Origin of the sequence: Bifidobacterium oedipodis, from assembly GCF_012932425.1 — a bacterium.
GTDB classification, from domain to species: Bacteria; Actinomycetota; Actinomycetes; order Actinomycetales; family Bifidobacteriaceae; genus Bifidobacterium; species Bifidobacterium oedipodis.
Window position 1 is genome coordinate 16,201 of the sequence record NZ_JAAIII010000001.1, and the last position, 16,308, is coordinate 32,508.

Below are 16,308 nucleotides of genomic sequence, written 5' to 3' on the forward strand. Positions count from 1 at the left end.
CCGGAATTATAACTGAATATTCATAACTGAACACTTTCCTCCCCTTTCCTTTCAGCGTTTCGGGGCGTGGCCTGCTTCCAGACCACGCCCCGAAACGTTTTTTGCGCCGATGTTCGGGCATGATATTGCGTTTAGGGCATGACATCGAGATTATGCGTGAGGACGCACCTACGAAGGCCCGTTTGCAGAGCTATTTCGGCGTCCGTAGGTGTCTGTTAGCAGCAAGCGCATAATTGCGGCGCATGAGAATGGCTTGTTTCCGCGGTTTTGATGATCCGCTGGTATGCCGGAAAGTTTGGCGCACACCTACGGAAGCCCGAATAGGCGGGTAAATGCGCATTCGTAGGTGTTCTTCATATTGCCATGCACACGATTAATAGTATGAAAATGGCTTGTTTCTGCGGTTTATAGGGTATGAATGCTGGAACGTTGCTTGGGGCTGACACCTACGAAGGTCGAATTAGCTTTGCAATCGGGCTTGCGTTGGTGCGGCGCTGCTAGGAAGTGCGGATCAGTGTCAGTTTTCTGCGCTTATCGGTGAGCTGTTCGAGACTGAGACGCGGCTGGATCGGCACCACCTTGCCTGTCTGTTTCATAATTGCCTGCGCCACTTTGCAGGCCAGCACCTGCTGATGCCATTCATCCGACAAATCCAGCTGGTCGACCGTGACAATTTCCCAATGCTTGGATCGCAGCATATTCCATTTCCAGTTGTCGCGTCTCCATTGCTGTTGATCGGTGCGATGATGATCGCCGTTGTACTCTATGCCTATCTTCCATTCGGGGATCGCCAGATCAAGGCTGATGGGTTTGCCTGAATAGTAATGCAGATTGGTAAACGTGTAATTCACCACCATCGCCGGCATTCCGTAGCGCAGCAGCACCAGCCGCAATTGGGTTTCCTTAGGGGAATCGCTGCCCGGAGATGCCAACGACAGCGCGCGAATGCACTGCTTGCGATGGGGGAACTTCTCGCCGGCCACAGTTCGTTGCAGATCCTTCATATCGCAAATGTTGTGCCGAATCATCGATTCGGCCAGCGCCACTTGTTCGTCGATGCTGGTGTAACCGGCAAGCTGGTGCCAGACCATTTCGGGCCTGAGCACATGGAGATTGCGGTCGATGGTGATGATGTGCTCGCTGGTTAGCGTGGACAGCAAATGAAGCTGCAGACCGACTCTGCGGTGCAGCTTGTTACGTTTGGAAACCGTGGCATGAAGCATGGAGCCATTCAGTGTGTTGGTTGTGGGCTGCTCGACCTTCAGCAAAGCGAGCGCGGTGGTATGGCTAAACGGGTACCTCACGTTCAATGCGCGGCAGACTGCCATCGTGGAGGTTTGAAGCTCCTCCAATGAGGCTGCTGATACTGGTTTGTAGTCGTCCATGAGCGCACCATAACGCATTCGTGGGGTCGAGGAAACGAAAAACAGGGTATGTGGAGCGAGCTTGCCATGCTTGTCCACAGCAATCGATTGATGCAGTTGATTGCGTTGAGTTGTGCACAACAATTGTGGATAATGATGGTCGGCTAGCGCAGCGGCAGGGTATTGGGTTCGTTACGTGGGGGCGGTTACGCTTGGTGTTAGGTGTTATTGAGAGTTATGACTTTGTGGGAGGATGCATGACCGTTGATCGTCCGATGATTGCGTTGACCCCACTGATGGATTATGGGCGTGACAGTCTGTGGATGCTGCCTGGATATATGGAGGCCATCGAACGTGCCGGCGGCGTGCCGGTGATGCTGCCGCTGAGTGGGGATCCGGTCGTTATAGAGCAGTGCGCCCGTCAATTCGATGGATTTCTGTTCACCGGAGGTCCGGACGTCGGCCCGTGGGTGAAACCGGGGAAGACGGTTCGCGAATGCCCGACTGGCGGTGCGGTTGCGACAGACATTGCGATGCCGGCTGGTAATACGATATTGGGCGGGAACGCCGTTATTGCCGACCAGGCCATTTCGGCGATTGATGTTGGCGGTACTGGCGGCGCTAACGACACTGAAGATGCCGAAGATGCCGAAGACGACGCCACAGGGCGCAGCGAAGCGCTGAGCATGGAACGCGATCGAATGGAGACGCTGCTATTGCACAACGTTGTGCAGTTGGACAAGCCGGTATTCGGTATATGCCGCGGCATTCAGCTCATCAACCGATGGTTCGGCGGCACATTGTGGCAGGATCTGCCCAGCGAACATCCCAGCGCTGTCGAACATCATATGAACCCGCCCTATGATGCCTTCGGACATGACGTCATGCTTGCGCCGAGCACGCCATTGGCCGAACTGTTCGCGGGGGAGTGGACGATAGCGGTTAACAGCTACCATCATCAGGCCGTGCGCGAGGTCGCCGCAGGCTTTGAAGTCATGGCCGAGGCGCCGGATGGCGTCGTTGAAGCGATTCGCCGGCCTGCCAGTCGTTTTCTGTGGGCGGTGCAATGGCATCCCGAATTCCTTTATAAGGTCGATCCGCGCTCGCAACAGCTGTTCGACGTGTTTGTCGCGGCTTGCCACGGCTAAATTGATTGGGTGACTTGTCCAGTCATGTCGGCTACATTGGTCATTTGGTTTTGAGTGGGCACCACGTCTTGCACGCGATTCTTCCGCGTGACTTATGCATACGGACGGTGATAACAGCGGCTCGACCGGTTGGCAAACCTTATATTCCATGAACACCATGCGCGTCAAAGACGTGCATCGGCCGAATTGCGCGTGAAGCACCCTCGCGCTGATGAATGATGAGGAAGAGAGCGAATTGATGTCTCACGAGTCCGTTAATCCCAAGAATCGGGTGAACGCCGCTGCGCCCATCAACGAGAAGATAGACGAGAAAATACCAGGCAAACTGCTGGGTGCGATTGTTGCGGTGGGGTCGCTGGCCTTCATCGGCATTCTGACCGAAACGGTGATGACCGTGCTGTTCCCTGCACTGATGCGCGAGTTCAGCGTGGACACCGCCACCGTGCAGTGGATCACCACGATCTACCTGCTGTCTGTGGCCGCCACCATGCCGGTTTCCTCGTTCCTGAAGCGTCGTTTCAAACTGAAAACGATTTTTGTGGCCGCCGTGGCTCTGGCGCTGATCGGTTCACTGATTATGATCGTGGCCACCGCATTCCCGTGGCTGATCATCGCTCGTGTCATCCAAGGCGTGGGATCGGGTATTGCCACGCCGTTGATGATGAACATCATCCTGGAACAGTCGCCGCGCTCCAAAATCGGCCGACTGATGGGCGTCGGTTCCTTGGTGATCACGGTTGCGCCGGCCATCGGCCCGACTGTGGGTGGCGCGGTGACCAGCATTCTGCCGTGGCGCGCCATTTTCGTGGCGGCAATCCCGCTGATGATCATCGCCTTGGTGGTTGGCCTCGCCTGCATCGAGCAGAAGTCGCCTACCGAAGCCGCCTATCTTGATCCGCTGCAGCTGGGCACGATTGTGCTTGCGCTGGTCGGCATGGTGCTGGGCCTGAATCAGGCCGGTGTGGCCGTCAGCGCTGCAGTGGCAGGCCATCCGGCCGTGACCTCCGGTGTGATTGCTGCAATTGCGTTTGTGGTGGGCTTCGGTTCGCTTGCCGCATTCGGTTTGCTGTCCAAAAAGGCATTCTCGCCGCTGCTGCGCTTGGGTATTCTGCGCGACAAAGTGGTGCTGCTGCATCTGGTCGCCTACCTCATCATGCCGATCGTATCCATTGGTTTCGGCTATGTGATTACCAACATCGCCCAGCTGTCTCTCGGCACAAACGCTTTCTTGGCAGGCTCCTTGGTGCTGCCCGGCGCACTGATTGGCGCGGTCTGCGCGCCCATCGGCGGCTGGCTGTATGACCGATTTGGTGCCACGCGACCGATTCTGGTGCCGTTCGGTGTGGCCACATTGGGCCCTGTGCTGCTGTGCATCTTCTCGCTGCACCTGACCCCCGCCATGCTGGCGGGATTCTATTTCATCTTCGGTTTCTGCTTCGCCATGGGCAACGCGAATGTGATGACCAGCGCATTAAGCGAGATTCCGCACGAATTCGCCCCCGATGGCAACGCGATTTTCAACACCTCACTGCAGTTCGGCGGCGCTGCCGGCACCGCATTGTTCTCCACCATGCTGGCCGTCGCACAAGCCGGCCATGGTGAAGAAGGCAGCGCGGAGTTCATGCATGCCACCGCACAGGGCGGCACGTGGATTTTCGCCGTGATGATTGTGATTTGCGCAATCAGCTGGGCGTCCCTGTTCCTGGCCTTCCGTATACGTGCCCGGCGCGCCTAACGTGCCCGTTGAGCTGTATTCCCATTGATCTGTGCCAATATCCCCACTGCCGCCTAGGTTGGAGTGCATGACACAGGAGAACGCGAATAAACTGATTGTCAACGCACTGCCGCTTACCGGCGAGGAGCGCGAATCCTTCGATAAGGCCGCCTGCGGCATACCGCAGGTGTTCGTGGGCGACGAGGCGATGCGCGGCGAGATGGTCTGGCGGGCGAATATTCCCGAACAGTGGCGTGCGCGTGCCAGCGCGGTTATCGGCAATTTCCCGGCCTCCGACGCGGCGCAGTACACCGCAATCGAATGGCTGCAAACCGTTTCCGCCGGTGTGGACGCTTACACGCGCCCGGGCGGGCTGCCGAGTGACGTGATGATTACCAACGCCACTGGAGCGTATGGGCAAAGCGTTGCCGAGCATATGTTTGCCATGATGTGGACGCTGATGAAGCAGGTGCATCGTTACGCCAGCGCTCAGCGCGATCATGTATGGCATGACGAGGGGCCGGCAGCTAGCCCGGACGGCGCTGTGGCGTTGATTATCGGCACCGGTGATATCGGCTCTCACTTTGGTCGGTTGGCCCAAGCCGTCGGCATGCAGACCATCGGTGTGCGTCGTAACGCCAGCGTGGGTGCCGAAGGCATCGAACGCATGCATGGTTTCGAAGACTTGGATGCGCTGTTGCCGCTTGCTGACGTGGTGGCAATGGCGCTGCCCAGCACGCCGCAAACGCATCATTTGATCGATGCTGCCCGGCTAACGCTGCTCAAACCCACGGCCATCGTGCTTAACGCTGGCAGGGGAGATGCCATCGACTGCCAGGCGCTGGCTGCGGCCCTGCGCGAAGGCAAACTGCGCGCTGCGGGATTGGACGTTACCGAACCCGAACCGTTGCCGGCGGATCATCCGCTATGGGACGAGCCGCGATGCCTGATCACCCCGCATGTGGCGGGCGGTTTGCATCTTGCACAGACCGGCCGGCGCATTATCGAGATTGCATTGGAAAATGTGACGCGTTATGCCCAAGGGCGGGAATTGAAGAATATTGTGCGCCGCTGATGTGCGGTGGCACGATAGCGTATGCCGCCCGCGCAAAGCATGACATATGCTGACGCGTGCTGGCACATGCTGCTGGGCCACATAAATATGACGAGGGGCTGAACAGCTTGGCATATATATGCCTATGCGTTCCAGCCCCTCGTTGCCTATGGGCGTGGCTCGTAGCATGGGATTGTGTGCCCCATGCGCGTTTAGAGGAATGGTTGAGGGGAATAAGTCAGCTCGACAAAATCAGTACTTATTCGCGCCGGTGCCTTCGAAGGTCACCTTGAAGCCACGCTGATAGTGCAGGAACATGTCGGCGCCATAACGGTCGACAGGGCGGTGCGTGAACAGCATACGAATGGCGAATGCGGTCTGCACGTTGTAAGGCAGGGCGAGGAACGCCTTGTGTGCATCCCAGTACGGGGTCATGGTGATGGCCGCATCCGGAACATAGGCATAGCCGTAACCGTCTTCATTCACATAGCCCATGAACGGCAGATCCCAGGCGTTGTGCTTGGTGAGTTCGGCCTTGAAATCCTCCACTTGGGCGAGCTCTTCGTCGGTGATGCCAAAGCTCTTGGCCACCTCGTTGGCTGCTGCCGTCTTGGCGGCGGCGTCCTCGCCGAACAGGTCTGCGTTGACGACGATCTTCTTGTCCTCGGCCATGTGTGCCTCTTTCCCTAGGTGATGTGCTCTTCTCAGGTGTGTTCGTTTATATGTTCATATTCATATGTATTCGAACAACAAAATTGACATCACTGCTGTGCTGTTTATGTGCCATCCGTTGATGACATGAATGAGAATAGCACGTATAAAAGGCTGTGTTTACGCCTTTTAGATGAAATTAACGTTGTAGTAACCAAGTTGTATGCTTCTGATGTGCAATGTCATGCTGTGTGTTGTTGCAGTCAAAAACGAACATGAAGAATGTTGTATTTTGTGTGAAATCAGAGGAAACTTATGGCAACATGACGCAAAAATATCGAAGCTTCGGCGTGTCGCATGAGTGCCATATCAATTGCCGCCAGTTGCAGGGAACTCGACGCAAGCCGCACAATACAACAGCCAGCGATCGATGGGCCTCATCGATCGCCGGCTGTCAGATTGGTGTATGTCGACTGATATCGACTGGTTGGTTAATGTCGTTGAGTTGATTGGCGCCAATCCATGGCTGGCTCTAGTCCATAAGCTCCATGCCCTCCGCATCCTTATGCCACGGCGATCCATAGCGGCTGCACAGGATTAGGATGCCTTCGATTAGTCCCCAGATGCCTGAGATCAGCGGACCGATAATGATAATCCAACCGACCAGCGTCAGCAGCAACTGGATAACGGCCTTGGTAGTGTTGCCTAGATAGAAGTTGTGCACGCCCAGCGAGCCAAGGAAAATACCGAGCAAGCCTGCGGCAAGTTTCGATTTGGTGCTGATCGGGTAGGACTGGCCGTATTGGCCGTAAGGCGCGTAGCCGTACGGTTGCCCCTGCGGAGGATATCCATAAGGCTGGCCCTGCTGCTGAGCGTAGGGTTGCTGCGAGTCCGGCTGCGCGTATCCATAAGGCTGTTGCCCATACGGCTGCTGGCCGTAAGGCTGGCTTCCATACTGCTGGCCGCCATACTGTTGTTCGCCGTAGGGCTGGCCGCCGTATTGCTGATCCGCGGCTGGCTGTCCATACTGCGGGGCATAGCCCTGGGAAGCATTAGCCTGCGCATACGGATTGTATTGCTGTTGGCTGCCGTAGTTCGCATCCTGCGAATTTGTGGATGTGGCTTGTGTTTCTGCTGACGTAGGCTCGCCATAAGGCTGCTGCTGGTTGTCGCTCATTGATAACCCTTTCGTCCAAGTGCGATGAAGCTGTGCACCATTGTCGCACGTCATGTCGAATAACCCAATCATCCGATTACGATGGGGCCCATGAGAAGTTTTCTGACGAACTGGCTGATTTTAACCATCGCCGCCGCAGCGATGGTCGCTGTGATTCCCGGCATGACGCCGGTGGGGGATCCGCCGATTCTCGGCATCGCCGCATTCGCGCTGTTCATGGCGCTGATCAACGCTTCAATCAAACCTATTGTCCACTTGATTTCGCTACCATTCGCGATACTGACGCTTGGTTTGGTCACGCTGATCATCAACTGGTTGTTCATGCGATTGGCCGGTTGGCTGGCGGTAAGCCTGTTCGGCGTGGGCGTTATCGTTGATGGATTCTGGTGGTCCGTGCTCGGCTCTTTGGTGATGACCATCGTCTCAGGTATCGTCGGTGCGATTATCGGCGACTAGCAATCGACTAGCAATACCGCCGCAGCAATAGTAATGCCCCGGGCTATGCGACCAACTGAAGTCGCACACCCGGGGCATTGTTGTAGCACTGGCAGCTGGAGTACTGGCAAGCGTTACTCGCGCACGAGGCGGATATGCTCCACATCATCACGCTTCGAGCGACGGAACAGCACAAAACGGTTGCCGATGGACTGCACCACTTCGCCGCCCAGCGCTTCGGCAAGAGCCTCGGCCGCTTCCTTGGCGGTCAGGCCGGAACCATCCTGCACGGCGCATTTGATGAGCTCATGCTTGTCGATGGTTTCCTCGGCCTGCTTAATGGCCGCTTCGGTCAGATCATTCTTGCCCACATAAAACAGGGGTTTGAGGCTGTTCGCCATCGCACGCAGCTGTTTGATTTGCTTCTTGGTCAATGCCATAGGATTCCTTACCTTACGTTCGCTTCATCCATCCGAATAACCTCAACAGCATACATGAAGCCCGGCATAGGACTGTGGGAATAGGTTTCCCGCAGTTTTGGCTGGCTGATAGGCGCGGTTTACAGCGTTACCAGCACAACAAGCCAACCGCATACGCACGCAATACATGCGATATCGTGCGAGCGAATCGCCAGTTGCCGCCAGTGCGTGCGGTGTATGCCCTCCTCATAGCATCGCGCATCCAACGCCAAGGCCAGATTGTCGGCATGACGCATGGTGCCGGCGAGCACCGGTACGATAATCGCGGCCATCGCCCGCAGTTTTTGGCTGGGGGAGCCGGTCTCTATCGAACCGCCGCGCGCCGCCTGCGCATTGCGTATGGCCAGCGCCTCATCCGTGAGTGTGGGAATGAAGCGCAGAGCCAGACTCATCACCAGCGACAGCTCCTGGGTGTGCAACCCCAGACGGCCCAAAGGGCTGAGCAGTGAAGCGAAGGCATCGGTAATGGCCGTGGGGCCGGTAGTGGTCAGGAATAGGGCACCCTGGATGATCACGAGCGCGAAACGACAGGTGTACAGTATCGCGAACCGTACGGCGTCATCGGTGATACTGATTGGGCCAAGCTCGACCAGTGGGGTGCCGGTGCGCACCACGAACAGATTAAGCAGTCCCATCAGCACCAGCATCGCCAGAATCGGATGTACGGTGCGCGCGACTTCGAGCGGATTCATGCGCGCGGCCAGAATCGCGGCCAGCGTGAGCAGTGCGGCCGCAGCCAGCTGCATCGGGTTGGATACGGCGAACATGGAAAACATCACGATCAGGAACCCCACCATTTTCACGCGGGGGTCGAGCCGTTGCAACAAGGAATGGTGTTGCTTGGCTGCGGATACTGACGTTGTTTCTGTTGTTTCCGTTGTTTCAGAATCACTTGGGCTGGCGGCATTGGAGCGGCACAGCTGATTCATATCAAGCACGCGATCAGCCAGCATGGCGGCCTCGGCGCGATCGTGCGTAATAATCAGCATGGTGACGCCCTGCGCGCGGAGCGCACGCACCAGATCATGAATGCGTGACCTGGCGGCGGCATCCAAGCTCGCGGTCGGCTCATCCATCACCAGCACTTGGGGCTTCGACGCCACGATTCCGGCAATGGCGGCAAGCCGCTGCTGGCCGCCGGAAAGCTCGAATGGAGAGCGGTCAGCCAAATGCTCGATATGCAGCAGACGCAACGCCTCGCCGACCCGCTGATCAACCTCATCATCGGATAGGCCCTGGTTACGCGGGCCATACGCCACATCATCGGCCACCGTATCCGCAAACAACTGGCGTTCCGGGTGCTGCATCACATACCCTACGCGCTTGCGCAGTTCGGTCAATTGTTTGCGCTTCGGCTTCGCGGGCGCAATCGGCAGTCCTGCAACCATAATCGAGCCGGCAGCAGGGCGGGCCAATGCGCACAGCAGACGAGCCAGCGTGGACTTTCCCGAACCGTTGGCACCCATCAGCGCCACGGTTTCACCTTGCCGGATGCGCAGGCACACATCGGTAAATACCGGTTGCCGGTCATTCTGATACCCATAGGCGAGATGATCGGCAACGATAGCGAAGGGTTGCTGCGGCGCATTGGAGTCGTGCGGGGCATGCGATGCGACAACCGGCGCAATCGAATCCTGCGCGGTTGTGCCTTCCGACAGCGACGCCTCATCAGACCTATCAGCCGGCACATCGGCCTGTACCCGTCCGGCCTCAAGGCGCAGCACGCGATCGGCGTGGACGGTGTCACCCGTGTGATGGGTGACATGCACAATGGTGGTGCCACGCGCCTGTAGTTCGTCGAGAATCTCCAACACTTCGGCGCGGGAGACTTCGTCCAGCATTGCCGTGGGTTCGTCCAACACCAGCAAGCGCGGACGCATCGCCAGCATACCGGCGATGGCGGCGCGCTGCTGCTGCCCGCCGCTGAAATGCGTCGGGTCGGCATGCCGGCGATCGTTCAAATCCACGGCAACCAATGCCCCGCCGATGCGCTCGCCAATGAGGCGGCGTTGCAACCCCAGATTCTCCGGACCGAAGGCCACATCATCTTCCAATGATGTGGTGACCAGTTGGTCCTCGGGGTTCTGAAACACCGCGCCAATGCCACGTCGCGCCTGACGGTATTCGTCGGCGTTCGGACCGGCATCATCGAACACGCGCCGCCCCAGCAAAGTCACGGTACCGGAGTCGGGTGCAGCCAGACCGGCGATCAAACGTGCCAGCGTGGACTTTCCCGAACCGTTTGGCCCGGTCAGGCAGATACGTTCGCCCTCCACAATGGTGAGCGAAACACCATCCAAAGCCCAAGAGGCACCGCCGTCATAGCTGAAGCGAATATTATCCAGCCGCGCGATGGTGAGGCGGCGAATCGTGGTATCGATCATGTGAACAGTAGCGGATCCCGATTAGTGCCGCTGGGCGAGCAGATTGGATACCGGCTTGTAAATCAGGAAGGTGATGATGGCGTGGATCGCCATCTTGGCCACGTTGAATGGCAGCAGAATCGGCAGAATCATCGCAGCGACCTGTGCATAGCTCATATGCGCGTAAATCGGCGTGATCACCAGATTGCCCAGCAGTGCGGCCACGATGGCCAGCAGCGCGCCCACAAGAATACCGGCCGCAGCGCCCTTGCGCGTGCGGTGGGAGCGGTAGATGAGTGCGGCCGGCACCGACAGGCATAGTGCCACCAGCACCGCCATCAGCGATCCCCACGGATCGGCGAACATATGGGGCACGAAACCGAGCACCGACACAATCGCCGCAGCCGAAGGGCCGAATGCGAAGCCGGCAATCAGGCAGACAATGCCGGAGGGATCGTATTTCAGCCAAGCCACCGGCGTAATCGGGAATTCGATGAAACTGGTCACCATCGCCAACGCCACGAACAGCGCGTATATGGCGATGCGACGCGTGGACCAGCGTCCGGAATCGGCCACGCCCGTGGCATGGGAGCCGGATTGTGTCGTTGTAGCTGGCGTCGTGGCCGCAGTAGTCGCCGTAGTATCAGATCCACTTTCGGCCGTGGGTGCCACAGTGCGGATATGACGGTAGCGATAATCGTGAATATGCGAAAACATGCTCATAGTGAGCTCCTCGTTTCTTCCATCCGGACTATACCGTTGGCTTCGGAATCTCACCGAATCAGCCGCCTGGTGGCGGGTCGCGGGCTTGGGGCCGATCCCGTTATGAATCCCGGGATAGCCGATTACCGCCAGTAAGGAATTGCACCTTCCCTGAAACTGACAAGCCTTATTCATACATCGTTTGGTGGTATTACGCAAGTGATGTGTTCACTGGGGGAGATGTGCGATCGATATCGTCGAGAAGCGTGGGGTGCGGGTGTTTGTGCCCGTCAGGTGCAACAATGGAACCTATGGCTCAAGTGAAGACCCCCAAAAAGACTATCGACAAGCTGGCGCTGATCGTCACCACCTATAAGCGTCAGGAACTGCTCGCCACCCTGTTCGATTCGATTCTGGCGTTGGAGCAGGCACCGTGGCGCATTGTCATCGTCGACAATGAGCACTCCGGCGACACGGCGAATATGGTCGCCGCCTTCGCTGGCAGGGTGACCGGCCGGTGGGGCACCACCATTGCCGATCAGAGCGGCAACGAGGAACGCGTGGTCTATGCGCCGCAAACCGAAAACCTGGGTGGCGCGGGCGGATTCTCCGCCGGAGTGAAGAAGGCCTACGAACTGGGTGCCGAATGGTTCTGGGTGATGGATGACGATGTGGCCGTCTTGCCTGACGCCATCGCCAAACTGGCTCGTTGGACCGACCGTCACGAAGTCATCCAAGGCTCCCGCTTCGACTATGACGGCGGGCCATTCTACTGGCAGTACGATTTCATCGTGCCGCTGGGCATTCCGAACCCGATCGCGCCCGCCGCGTTTGGCCCGGCCGGCTACCGTGTGATGGACACGCTATGCTTCGAAGGCGGTTTGTTCTCCCGGCGCATCGTAACCGAAATCGGTTTGCCGGATCCGCGCTTCTTCATCTACTGGGACGACACGATCTACGGCTATCGTGCCAGCAAGGTCACCAATCCGATTGTGGTGCCCGACGTGATTCTGCGCCGCACGCGCGAAATCGGCAACTGGGATATCGCCGGCGTGCGCCAGCTCAACTCCACTTCCGACATGAACCGCTACCACATCATGCGCAATCGTGGCTATATGGCCCGCTATTTCATGGTGTACGGCGACTTCCGCCCCCTCCTGTTCGGTTTGGGTACACTGGCCACCGCCGCCAAGGAGCTGATCCGACTGGTGATGGTGGATCGCGAACACCTGAAAACCGGCGTAGTGCAGATCGCCAAGGGCTGGTGGGATTCCCGAAAGCTGCTGCACGACGCCGATTGGAAGCCGATGCCGTCGCTGAAATAGCGTATGAGCGGCGGCATTGGTGGCAGGCCAGTGGCAGGTGCAATAACAAGCCAGTGGCCTGCCACCGAGCGATAACCGAACGATAACCGAACGAGGGATCAGCGGTGAATGAACAGGCCGCCGTCGCCCCAAGCCCACTTGCCCTGGCCGGCACCGATCTGGAAATGCAGTTTTGCGATGCCCAGATCGTTCAATGCCCAATGCTCATCGCCGGCAGTCGGATCGATATGTGCGGCGGCGGTGTCGTCGGCCGCGTTATAGCTGAAGGTAATCGGCTGTCGATTCATGGCGCTCGGTGCCTTCATCGCGGCCTCAACGCCGGCCTTGAACCAATCGGGGGCGCTCTGGCGCTCCTCGTCACTCATCGTGGGCGTGAACTGTTCGAAGGTTTTCGAGGTGCGGTGCGTGCGCTGCACCTCGGTGAGCTGCTCGTAGGACTTCGCCTGATATTCCAGATGGTTGGCCGGGTAGCCAATCACCACACCCAGATAGAGCTCCTGCGAGTCACTCACACGGCAGTGGCGTGCGGCCTGCTCGCGATCCCAGGAGCCGGCGACCCAGAGGGTGCCCAGACCTCGCAGTGTTGCGGTGAGCACCACGCGTTCGGCATAGAATCCGGCGCGCTCCTTGGCTTCGTCATCGTTCTTGGGGCCGACGATGGCCAGATAATTGGCCGCATTGGTCAGGTGCCCGGAAGCATTGGCTTCGGTGAATACCCTCGGCTGATCGCGCACGAGCTGAATGCTCAGATCAGCGAGCAGATTAATCGGTTCGAGCGTCATGGTCAGCTGACGGGCCATGTCGTCATCGATCGGCTCGTCATCGAAGGCGCGTACGGCGGTGCGGATGTTGATTGCATCAATAAGTTGAGTATGTTCTGCCATGCTTCTCATTATCGCGCGCTGGGTGCGCCACGGCGTGTCCAATACAAATTATGCACACGTTTGCACAGTTCGTGCGTTTGGGTTTTCGTCTTGGGGCCGGGGTGCGCTACACTGGCCCCACCGGTTCGAAACAACCACCCCTTGGAAAGGTAAAAGGAAAGGTCAACGATGATTGAAACTGCACAGGCATTCGGTGTTGATATCGGCGGTTCTGGTATCAAGGCTGCCCCCGTCGATTTGCAGAAGGGCGAGTTTGCCGAGCCGCGTCTGAAGATTCTCACCCCTGAGGTCTCCACTCCTGAGGCTGTCGCCAAGATCGTCAAGCAGCAGCTTGACCACTTCGAGGTGCCCGAATCCGCCCCGGTCGGTGTGGCCTTCCCCGCCCCGATCAAGCCCGGCCAGAAGCTCGACTTCATGGCCAACCTCGATCAGTCCTGGGTTGGCGTGGACGTGACCGAGGTGTTCTCCGAAGCATGTGGTCGCCCGGTTGTTGTGGTCAACGACGCCGACGCCGCAGGCCTCGCCGAAGTGCAGTATGGTGCCGCCAAAGGCCAGAACGGCCTGGTGATCGCCACCACACTGGGCACCGGCATCGGCACCGCGCTGATTTATGACGGCGTGCTGATCCCGAACTCGGAGCTGGGCCACATCGTGCTTGACGCCAAGCATCTGGACGCCGAAAAGTATGCAGCCTCCTCCGTCAAGGATCTCGAAGACATCAGCTACAAGAAGTGGGCCAAGCGCCTGACCAAGTACTACGGTCTGATGGAACACTACTTCAACCCCGACCTGTTCGTCGTCGGCGGCGGCGTGAGCAAGGACAGCCACAAGTTCCTGCCCAATATCGACATCAAGACGCCGATCGTGCCCGCAACGCTGCGCAACTCCGCCGGCATCGTCGGCGCCGCCTACTACGCCAGCGTCAAGCAGAACTAAGCGTTTGCGCCATACCGGCGTCAATGCGCGATAATCGATAATCCTCCCTACGCCTGAACACAGGCGTCGGGAGGATTTTGTTGTTGCGGGGCAATACAGTACATGGTATGACCGTGCATTTTTCTTCCCGTGTGGATATTTCCGCGCCCAACCCGATTGCCGCTGCGGAACAGGAGGCCAAGCGACAGGGCATTGCGCTGGGCAAACTGAATGATTCCAACCCTACCCGGCATGGATTGGCCCCCGAACTGGTGCCCAGCATCTATAGCGCCGACCCGCGCGGGCCGAAAGCCGCACGTCAGGCTCTGGCTGCTTTCCTGAGTGCCGACGCGGATGCGCTGTATCTGCTCAGCTCCACATCCGAAGCCTATTCCTGGCTGGTCAAGCTCTTGTGTGATCCGGGGGATGCAGTGCTGGCACCCAAGCCCGGGTATCCGCTGATCGAATCGATCTGTCGTCTCGAAGGCGTGGAAACACTTGAATACCAATTGCAATTCGACGGCTCCTGGTTCATCGACACAGCCGCCATCGCAGAACTGCTGGAATCCGCCGAAGGCACGCGCATACGGGCGTTGGTGGTGATTAACCCCAACAATCCCACCGGCTCCTACGTCAAGCCTTCGGAACGCGAGGCATTGGTGCGTCTGTGCCGTGACCATGGCATCGCGCTGATCGCGGACGAAGTGTTTTTCACGTACGCGCTCGAACCGTTCCCCGGCAATGCCAGACTGGCGGGCGAGAGTGGGGTGCTCACCTTCGCCCTGGATGGTTTCTCCAAAATGCTTGCCGCACCCCATGCCAAAGTCGGTTGGATTCAGGTGTCTGGTCCTAGCGAGGACGTGGCCGAAGCCCAGCGCAGGCTTGACGTCATCGCCGATGATTACCTGCCGATGAGCGACATCATCGCGCGTGACATTCCCGATCTGTTGGATGCTGCCGAAGCACAAAGCGACAAGGTGCGTGAACGTGTGCAGGGCAATCTGGCTCGACTACACGCGCTGCTGGATGCTGACCCTCACGGTCTGGTCAGTGTGCTTCGTGCCGAAGGCGGGTGGAATGTGCTGCTGCGCGTGCCTGCCGTGCTGGATGAGAACGAACTGGTGCTCACACTGATTGATCAGCACCGGCTCACCGGGCAGCCCGGCTACTTCTTCGACATGGAATCCAACGGCTATCTGGCTGTTTCGCTGCTGCCTGAACCGGCCGAATTCGAACGCAATATTCAGTCGGTGCTTGACACCGTGGCGGACATGCTGCGGTAGCGCGCCATAATGAGGTCGTTGTAGAAGGTTACGGCCTCATCCGGAGTGCCGTCGAATACGATGCGCCCTTCGTCAAGCACCAGTACGCGGTCGATCGCGTATTCGGGGCGGCGGATCATATCGGTATCGTGCGTGGCGAAGATCACCTGCTTGTCATAGCTGAGCAGGGCCTGGGCCACATGCGCGGTGCCGATTTCGTCCAGCCCCTTGCTGGGCTCATCGGCCACGATGGCGCTCGGCTCGAAGCTTAGGGCCGCAGCAATGGCCAGCAGATGGCGTTGCTCGCTATTGAGCTCGCCGGCCGCACGCCGAGACACCTGTGCCAAGTCGAAATGTGCGAACAGGTTGCCGATACGAGCCTGACGCTCCGATTCAGGCACTTTGTGCTTCTTCAAGGCTTCGGATACGGCTTCGGCGATGTTCTTGGCACGGTAGAAGGAGTTCGGGATTTCTTCGCGGCGCACCTTGCCCACCAATTGTTCGATGCGCTTGGTATCGCGCTTCGACGTCGGATCAAGTGTCTCCTCGCCGCCGGCGATGCGCACTGAACCGGTGGACGGGGTGAGGGAGCCATCCAACAGGCCGAGCAGTGTCGATTTGCCTGCACCATTCAGTCCGATAATGGCCACGCGCTTCTCGGCGATGGTCAGAGACGTGGGCTTTAAGCCGATATGGCCGTCATCATAGGTGTGGCCGGCTTCCTGCAGCGTGAAGGTCAGCGAGGAAGGGGCTGGTTGCTGGGGGCGTGCGAAGAGAAATGCCATGCGCCCCATTGTAGGTCAGGCGTGGGAAACGCGAGACCGACAATGAGGCG

The 16,308-nt window shown here is 58.4% G+C and carries 15 protein-coding genes, 1 pseudogene and 1 riboswitch; of the genes and pseudogenes, 7 read left to right on the forward strand and 9 right to left on the reverse strand.

The genetic code is table 11. The features are described 5' to 3' along the window. Positions 1-497: 497 nt before the first annotated feature. Positions 498-1,385, reverse strand: coding sequence for a hypothetical protein (locus tag G1C95_RS00065; protein WP_169170925.1), 888 nt, complete (start codon positions 1,383-1,385; stop codon positions 498-500). Between the two features lie 236 nt (positions 1,386-1,621). On the opposite strand from G1C95_RS00065, the gene G1C95_RS00070 reads away from it, so the two are divergent. From G1C95_RS00070 to G1C95_RS00080, 3 genes are all read left to right on the forward strand, one after another. After that, the gene (locus G1C95_RS00070; protein ID WP_169170926.1) at positions 1,622-2,512 is read left to right on the forward strand and encodes a gamma-glutamyl-gamma-aminobutyrate hydrolase family protein; all 891 of its coding nucleotides are present in this window, start codon (positions 1,622-1,624) and stop codon (positions 2,510-2,512) included. 211 nt (positions 2,513-2,723) lie between these two features. Then, positions 2,724-4,247 carry an MDR family MFS transporter gene (locus tag G1C95_RS00075; protein WP_240947348.1) on the forward strand — a complete coding sequence of 508 codons (1,524 nt, stop codon included), beginning with the start codon at positions 2,724-2,726 and terminating at the stop codon, positions 4,245-4,247. 67 nt (positions 4,248-4,314) lie between these two features. After that, positions 4,315-5,301: a D-2-hydroxyacid dehydrogenase gene (locus tag G1C95_RS00080; RefSeq protein ID WP_169170927.1), complete on the forward strand. Its 987-nt coding sequence runs from the start codon at positions 4,315-4,317 to the stop codon at positions 5,299-5,301. A 231-nt stretch (positions 5,302-5,532) separates the two neighbouring features. Here the strand turns inward: G1C95_RS00080 and G1C95_RS00085 are convergent, their stop codons facing one another. Continuing rightward, a complete protein-coding gene (locus tag G1C95_RS00085) occupies positions 5,533-5,952 on the reverse strand; it encodes a glycerophosphodiester phosphodiesterase (RefSeq protein WP_169170928.1) in 420 nt (139 codons plus the stop codon). A gap of 511 nt (positions 5,953-6,463) precedes the next feature. Then, entirely contained in the window at positions 6,464-7,108 is a 645-nt protein-coding gene (locus G1C95_RS00090; RefSeq protein ID WP_417852238.1) for a TM2 domain-containing protein, read from the reverse strand. A 90-nt stretch (positions 7,109-7,198) separates the two neighbouring features. On the opposite strand from G1C95_RS00090, the gene G1C95_RS00095 reads away from it, so the two are divergent. Beyond that, positions 7,199-7,564, forward strand: a complete 366-nt coding sequence (locus G1C95_RS00095) for a phage holin family protein (protein WP_169170930.1) — start codon at positions 7,199-7,201, stop codon at positions 7,562-7,564. Positions 7,565-7,677: 113 nt separating this feature from the next. Here G1C95_RS00095 and G1C95_RS00100 read toward each other — a convergent pair whose 3' ends face one another. The 4 genes and pseudogenes from G1C95_RS00100 to G1C95_RS00110 all read right to left on the reverse strand — a co-directional run bounded on the left by G1C95_RS00100 (position 7,678) and on the right by G1C95_RS00110 (position 11,108). Further along, positions 7,678-7,983 (reverse strand): YhbY family RNA-binding protein, encoded by a 306-nt coding sequence (locus G1C95_RS00100; RefSeq protein WP_169170931.1) that lies wholly within the window; start codon positions 7,981-7,983, stop codon positions 7,678-7,680. A 119-nt stretch (positions 7,984-8,102) separates the two neighbouring features. Beyond that, on the reverse strand, positions 8,103-9,746 hold the full coding sequence (locus G1C95_RS00105) for a CbiQ family ECF transporter T component (RefSeq protein ID WP_417852240.1): 1,644 nt from the start codon (positions 9,744-9,746) through the stop codon (positions 8,103-8,105). Continuing rightward, positions 9,729-10,406: pseudogene (locus tag G1C95_RS12715) on the reverse strand (ABC transporter ATP-binding protein); the annotation flags it as partial. The pseudogene G1C95_RS12715 and the gene G1C95_RS00105, both read right to left, overlap by 18 nt. Before the next feature lie 21 nt (positions 10,407-10,427). Then, the gene (locus tag G1C95_RS00110) at positions 10,428-11,108 is read right to left on the reverse strand and encodes an ECF transporter S component (RefSeq protein WP_169170933.1); all 681 of its coding nucleotides are present in this window, start codon (positions 11,106-11,108) and stop codon (positions 10,428-10,430) included. Between the two features lie 7 nt (positions 11,109-11,115). Next, positions 11,116-11,270: riboswitch (FMN riboswitch) on the reverse strand. Positions 11,271-11,398: 128 nt separating this feature from the next. Here G1C95_RS00110 and G1C95_RS00115 point away from each other — a divergent pair. Further along, a complete protein-coding gene (locus G1C95_RS00115; protein WP_169170934.1) occupies positions 11,399-12,412 on the forward strand; it encodes a glycosyltransferase family 2 protein in 1,014 nt (337 codons plus the stop codon). Between the two features lie 98 nt (positions 12,413-12,510). Here G1C95_RS00115 and G1C95_RS00120 read toward each other — a convergent pair whose 3' ends face one another. Further along, the gene (locus tag G1C95_RS00120) at positions 12,511-13,296 is read right to left on the reverse strand and encodes a nitroreductase family protein (protein ID WP_169170935.1); all 786 of its coding nucleotides are present in this window, start codon (positions 13,294-13,296) and stop codon (positions 12,511-12,513) included. 168 nt (positions 13,297-13,464) lie between these two features. Between G1C95_RS00120 and ppgK the strand changes: the two genes are divergently transcribed. After that, positions 13,465-14,232 (forward strand): polyphosphate--glucose phosphotransferase, encoded by a 768-nt coding sequence (gene ppgK / locus G1C95_RS00125; protein ID WP_169170936.1) that lies wholly within the window; start codon positions 13,465-13,467, stop codon positions 14,230-14,232. A 107-nt stretch (positions 14,233-14,339) separates the two neighbouring features. Further along, positions 14,340-15,494, forward strand: a complete 1,155-nt coding sequence (locus tag G1C95_RS00130) for a pyridoxal phosphate-dependent aminotransferase (RefSeq protein ID WP_169170937.1) — start codon at positions 14,340-14,342, stop codon at positions 15,492-15,494. Here the strand turns inward: G1C95_RS00130 and G1C95_RS00135 are convergent. Further along, positions 15,455-16,258 (reverse strand): energy-coupling factor ABC transporter ATP-binding protein, encoded by an 804-nt coding sequence (locus G1C95_RS00135; protein ID WP_169170938.1) that lies wholly within the window; start codon positions 16,256-16,258, stop codon positions 15,455-15,457. The two genes, G1C95_RS00130 and G1C95_RS00135, sit on opposite strands and share 40 nt — an antisense overlap. Positions 16,259-16,308 lie beyond the last annotated feature (50 nt).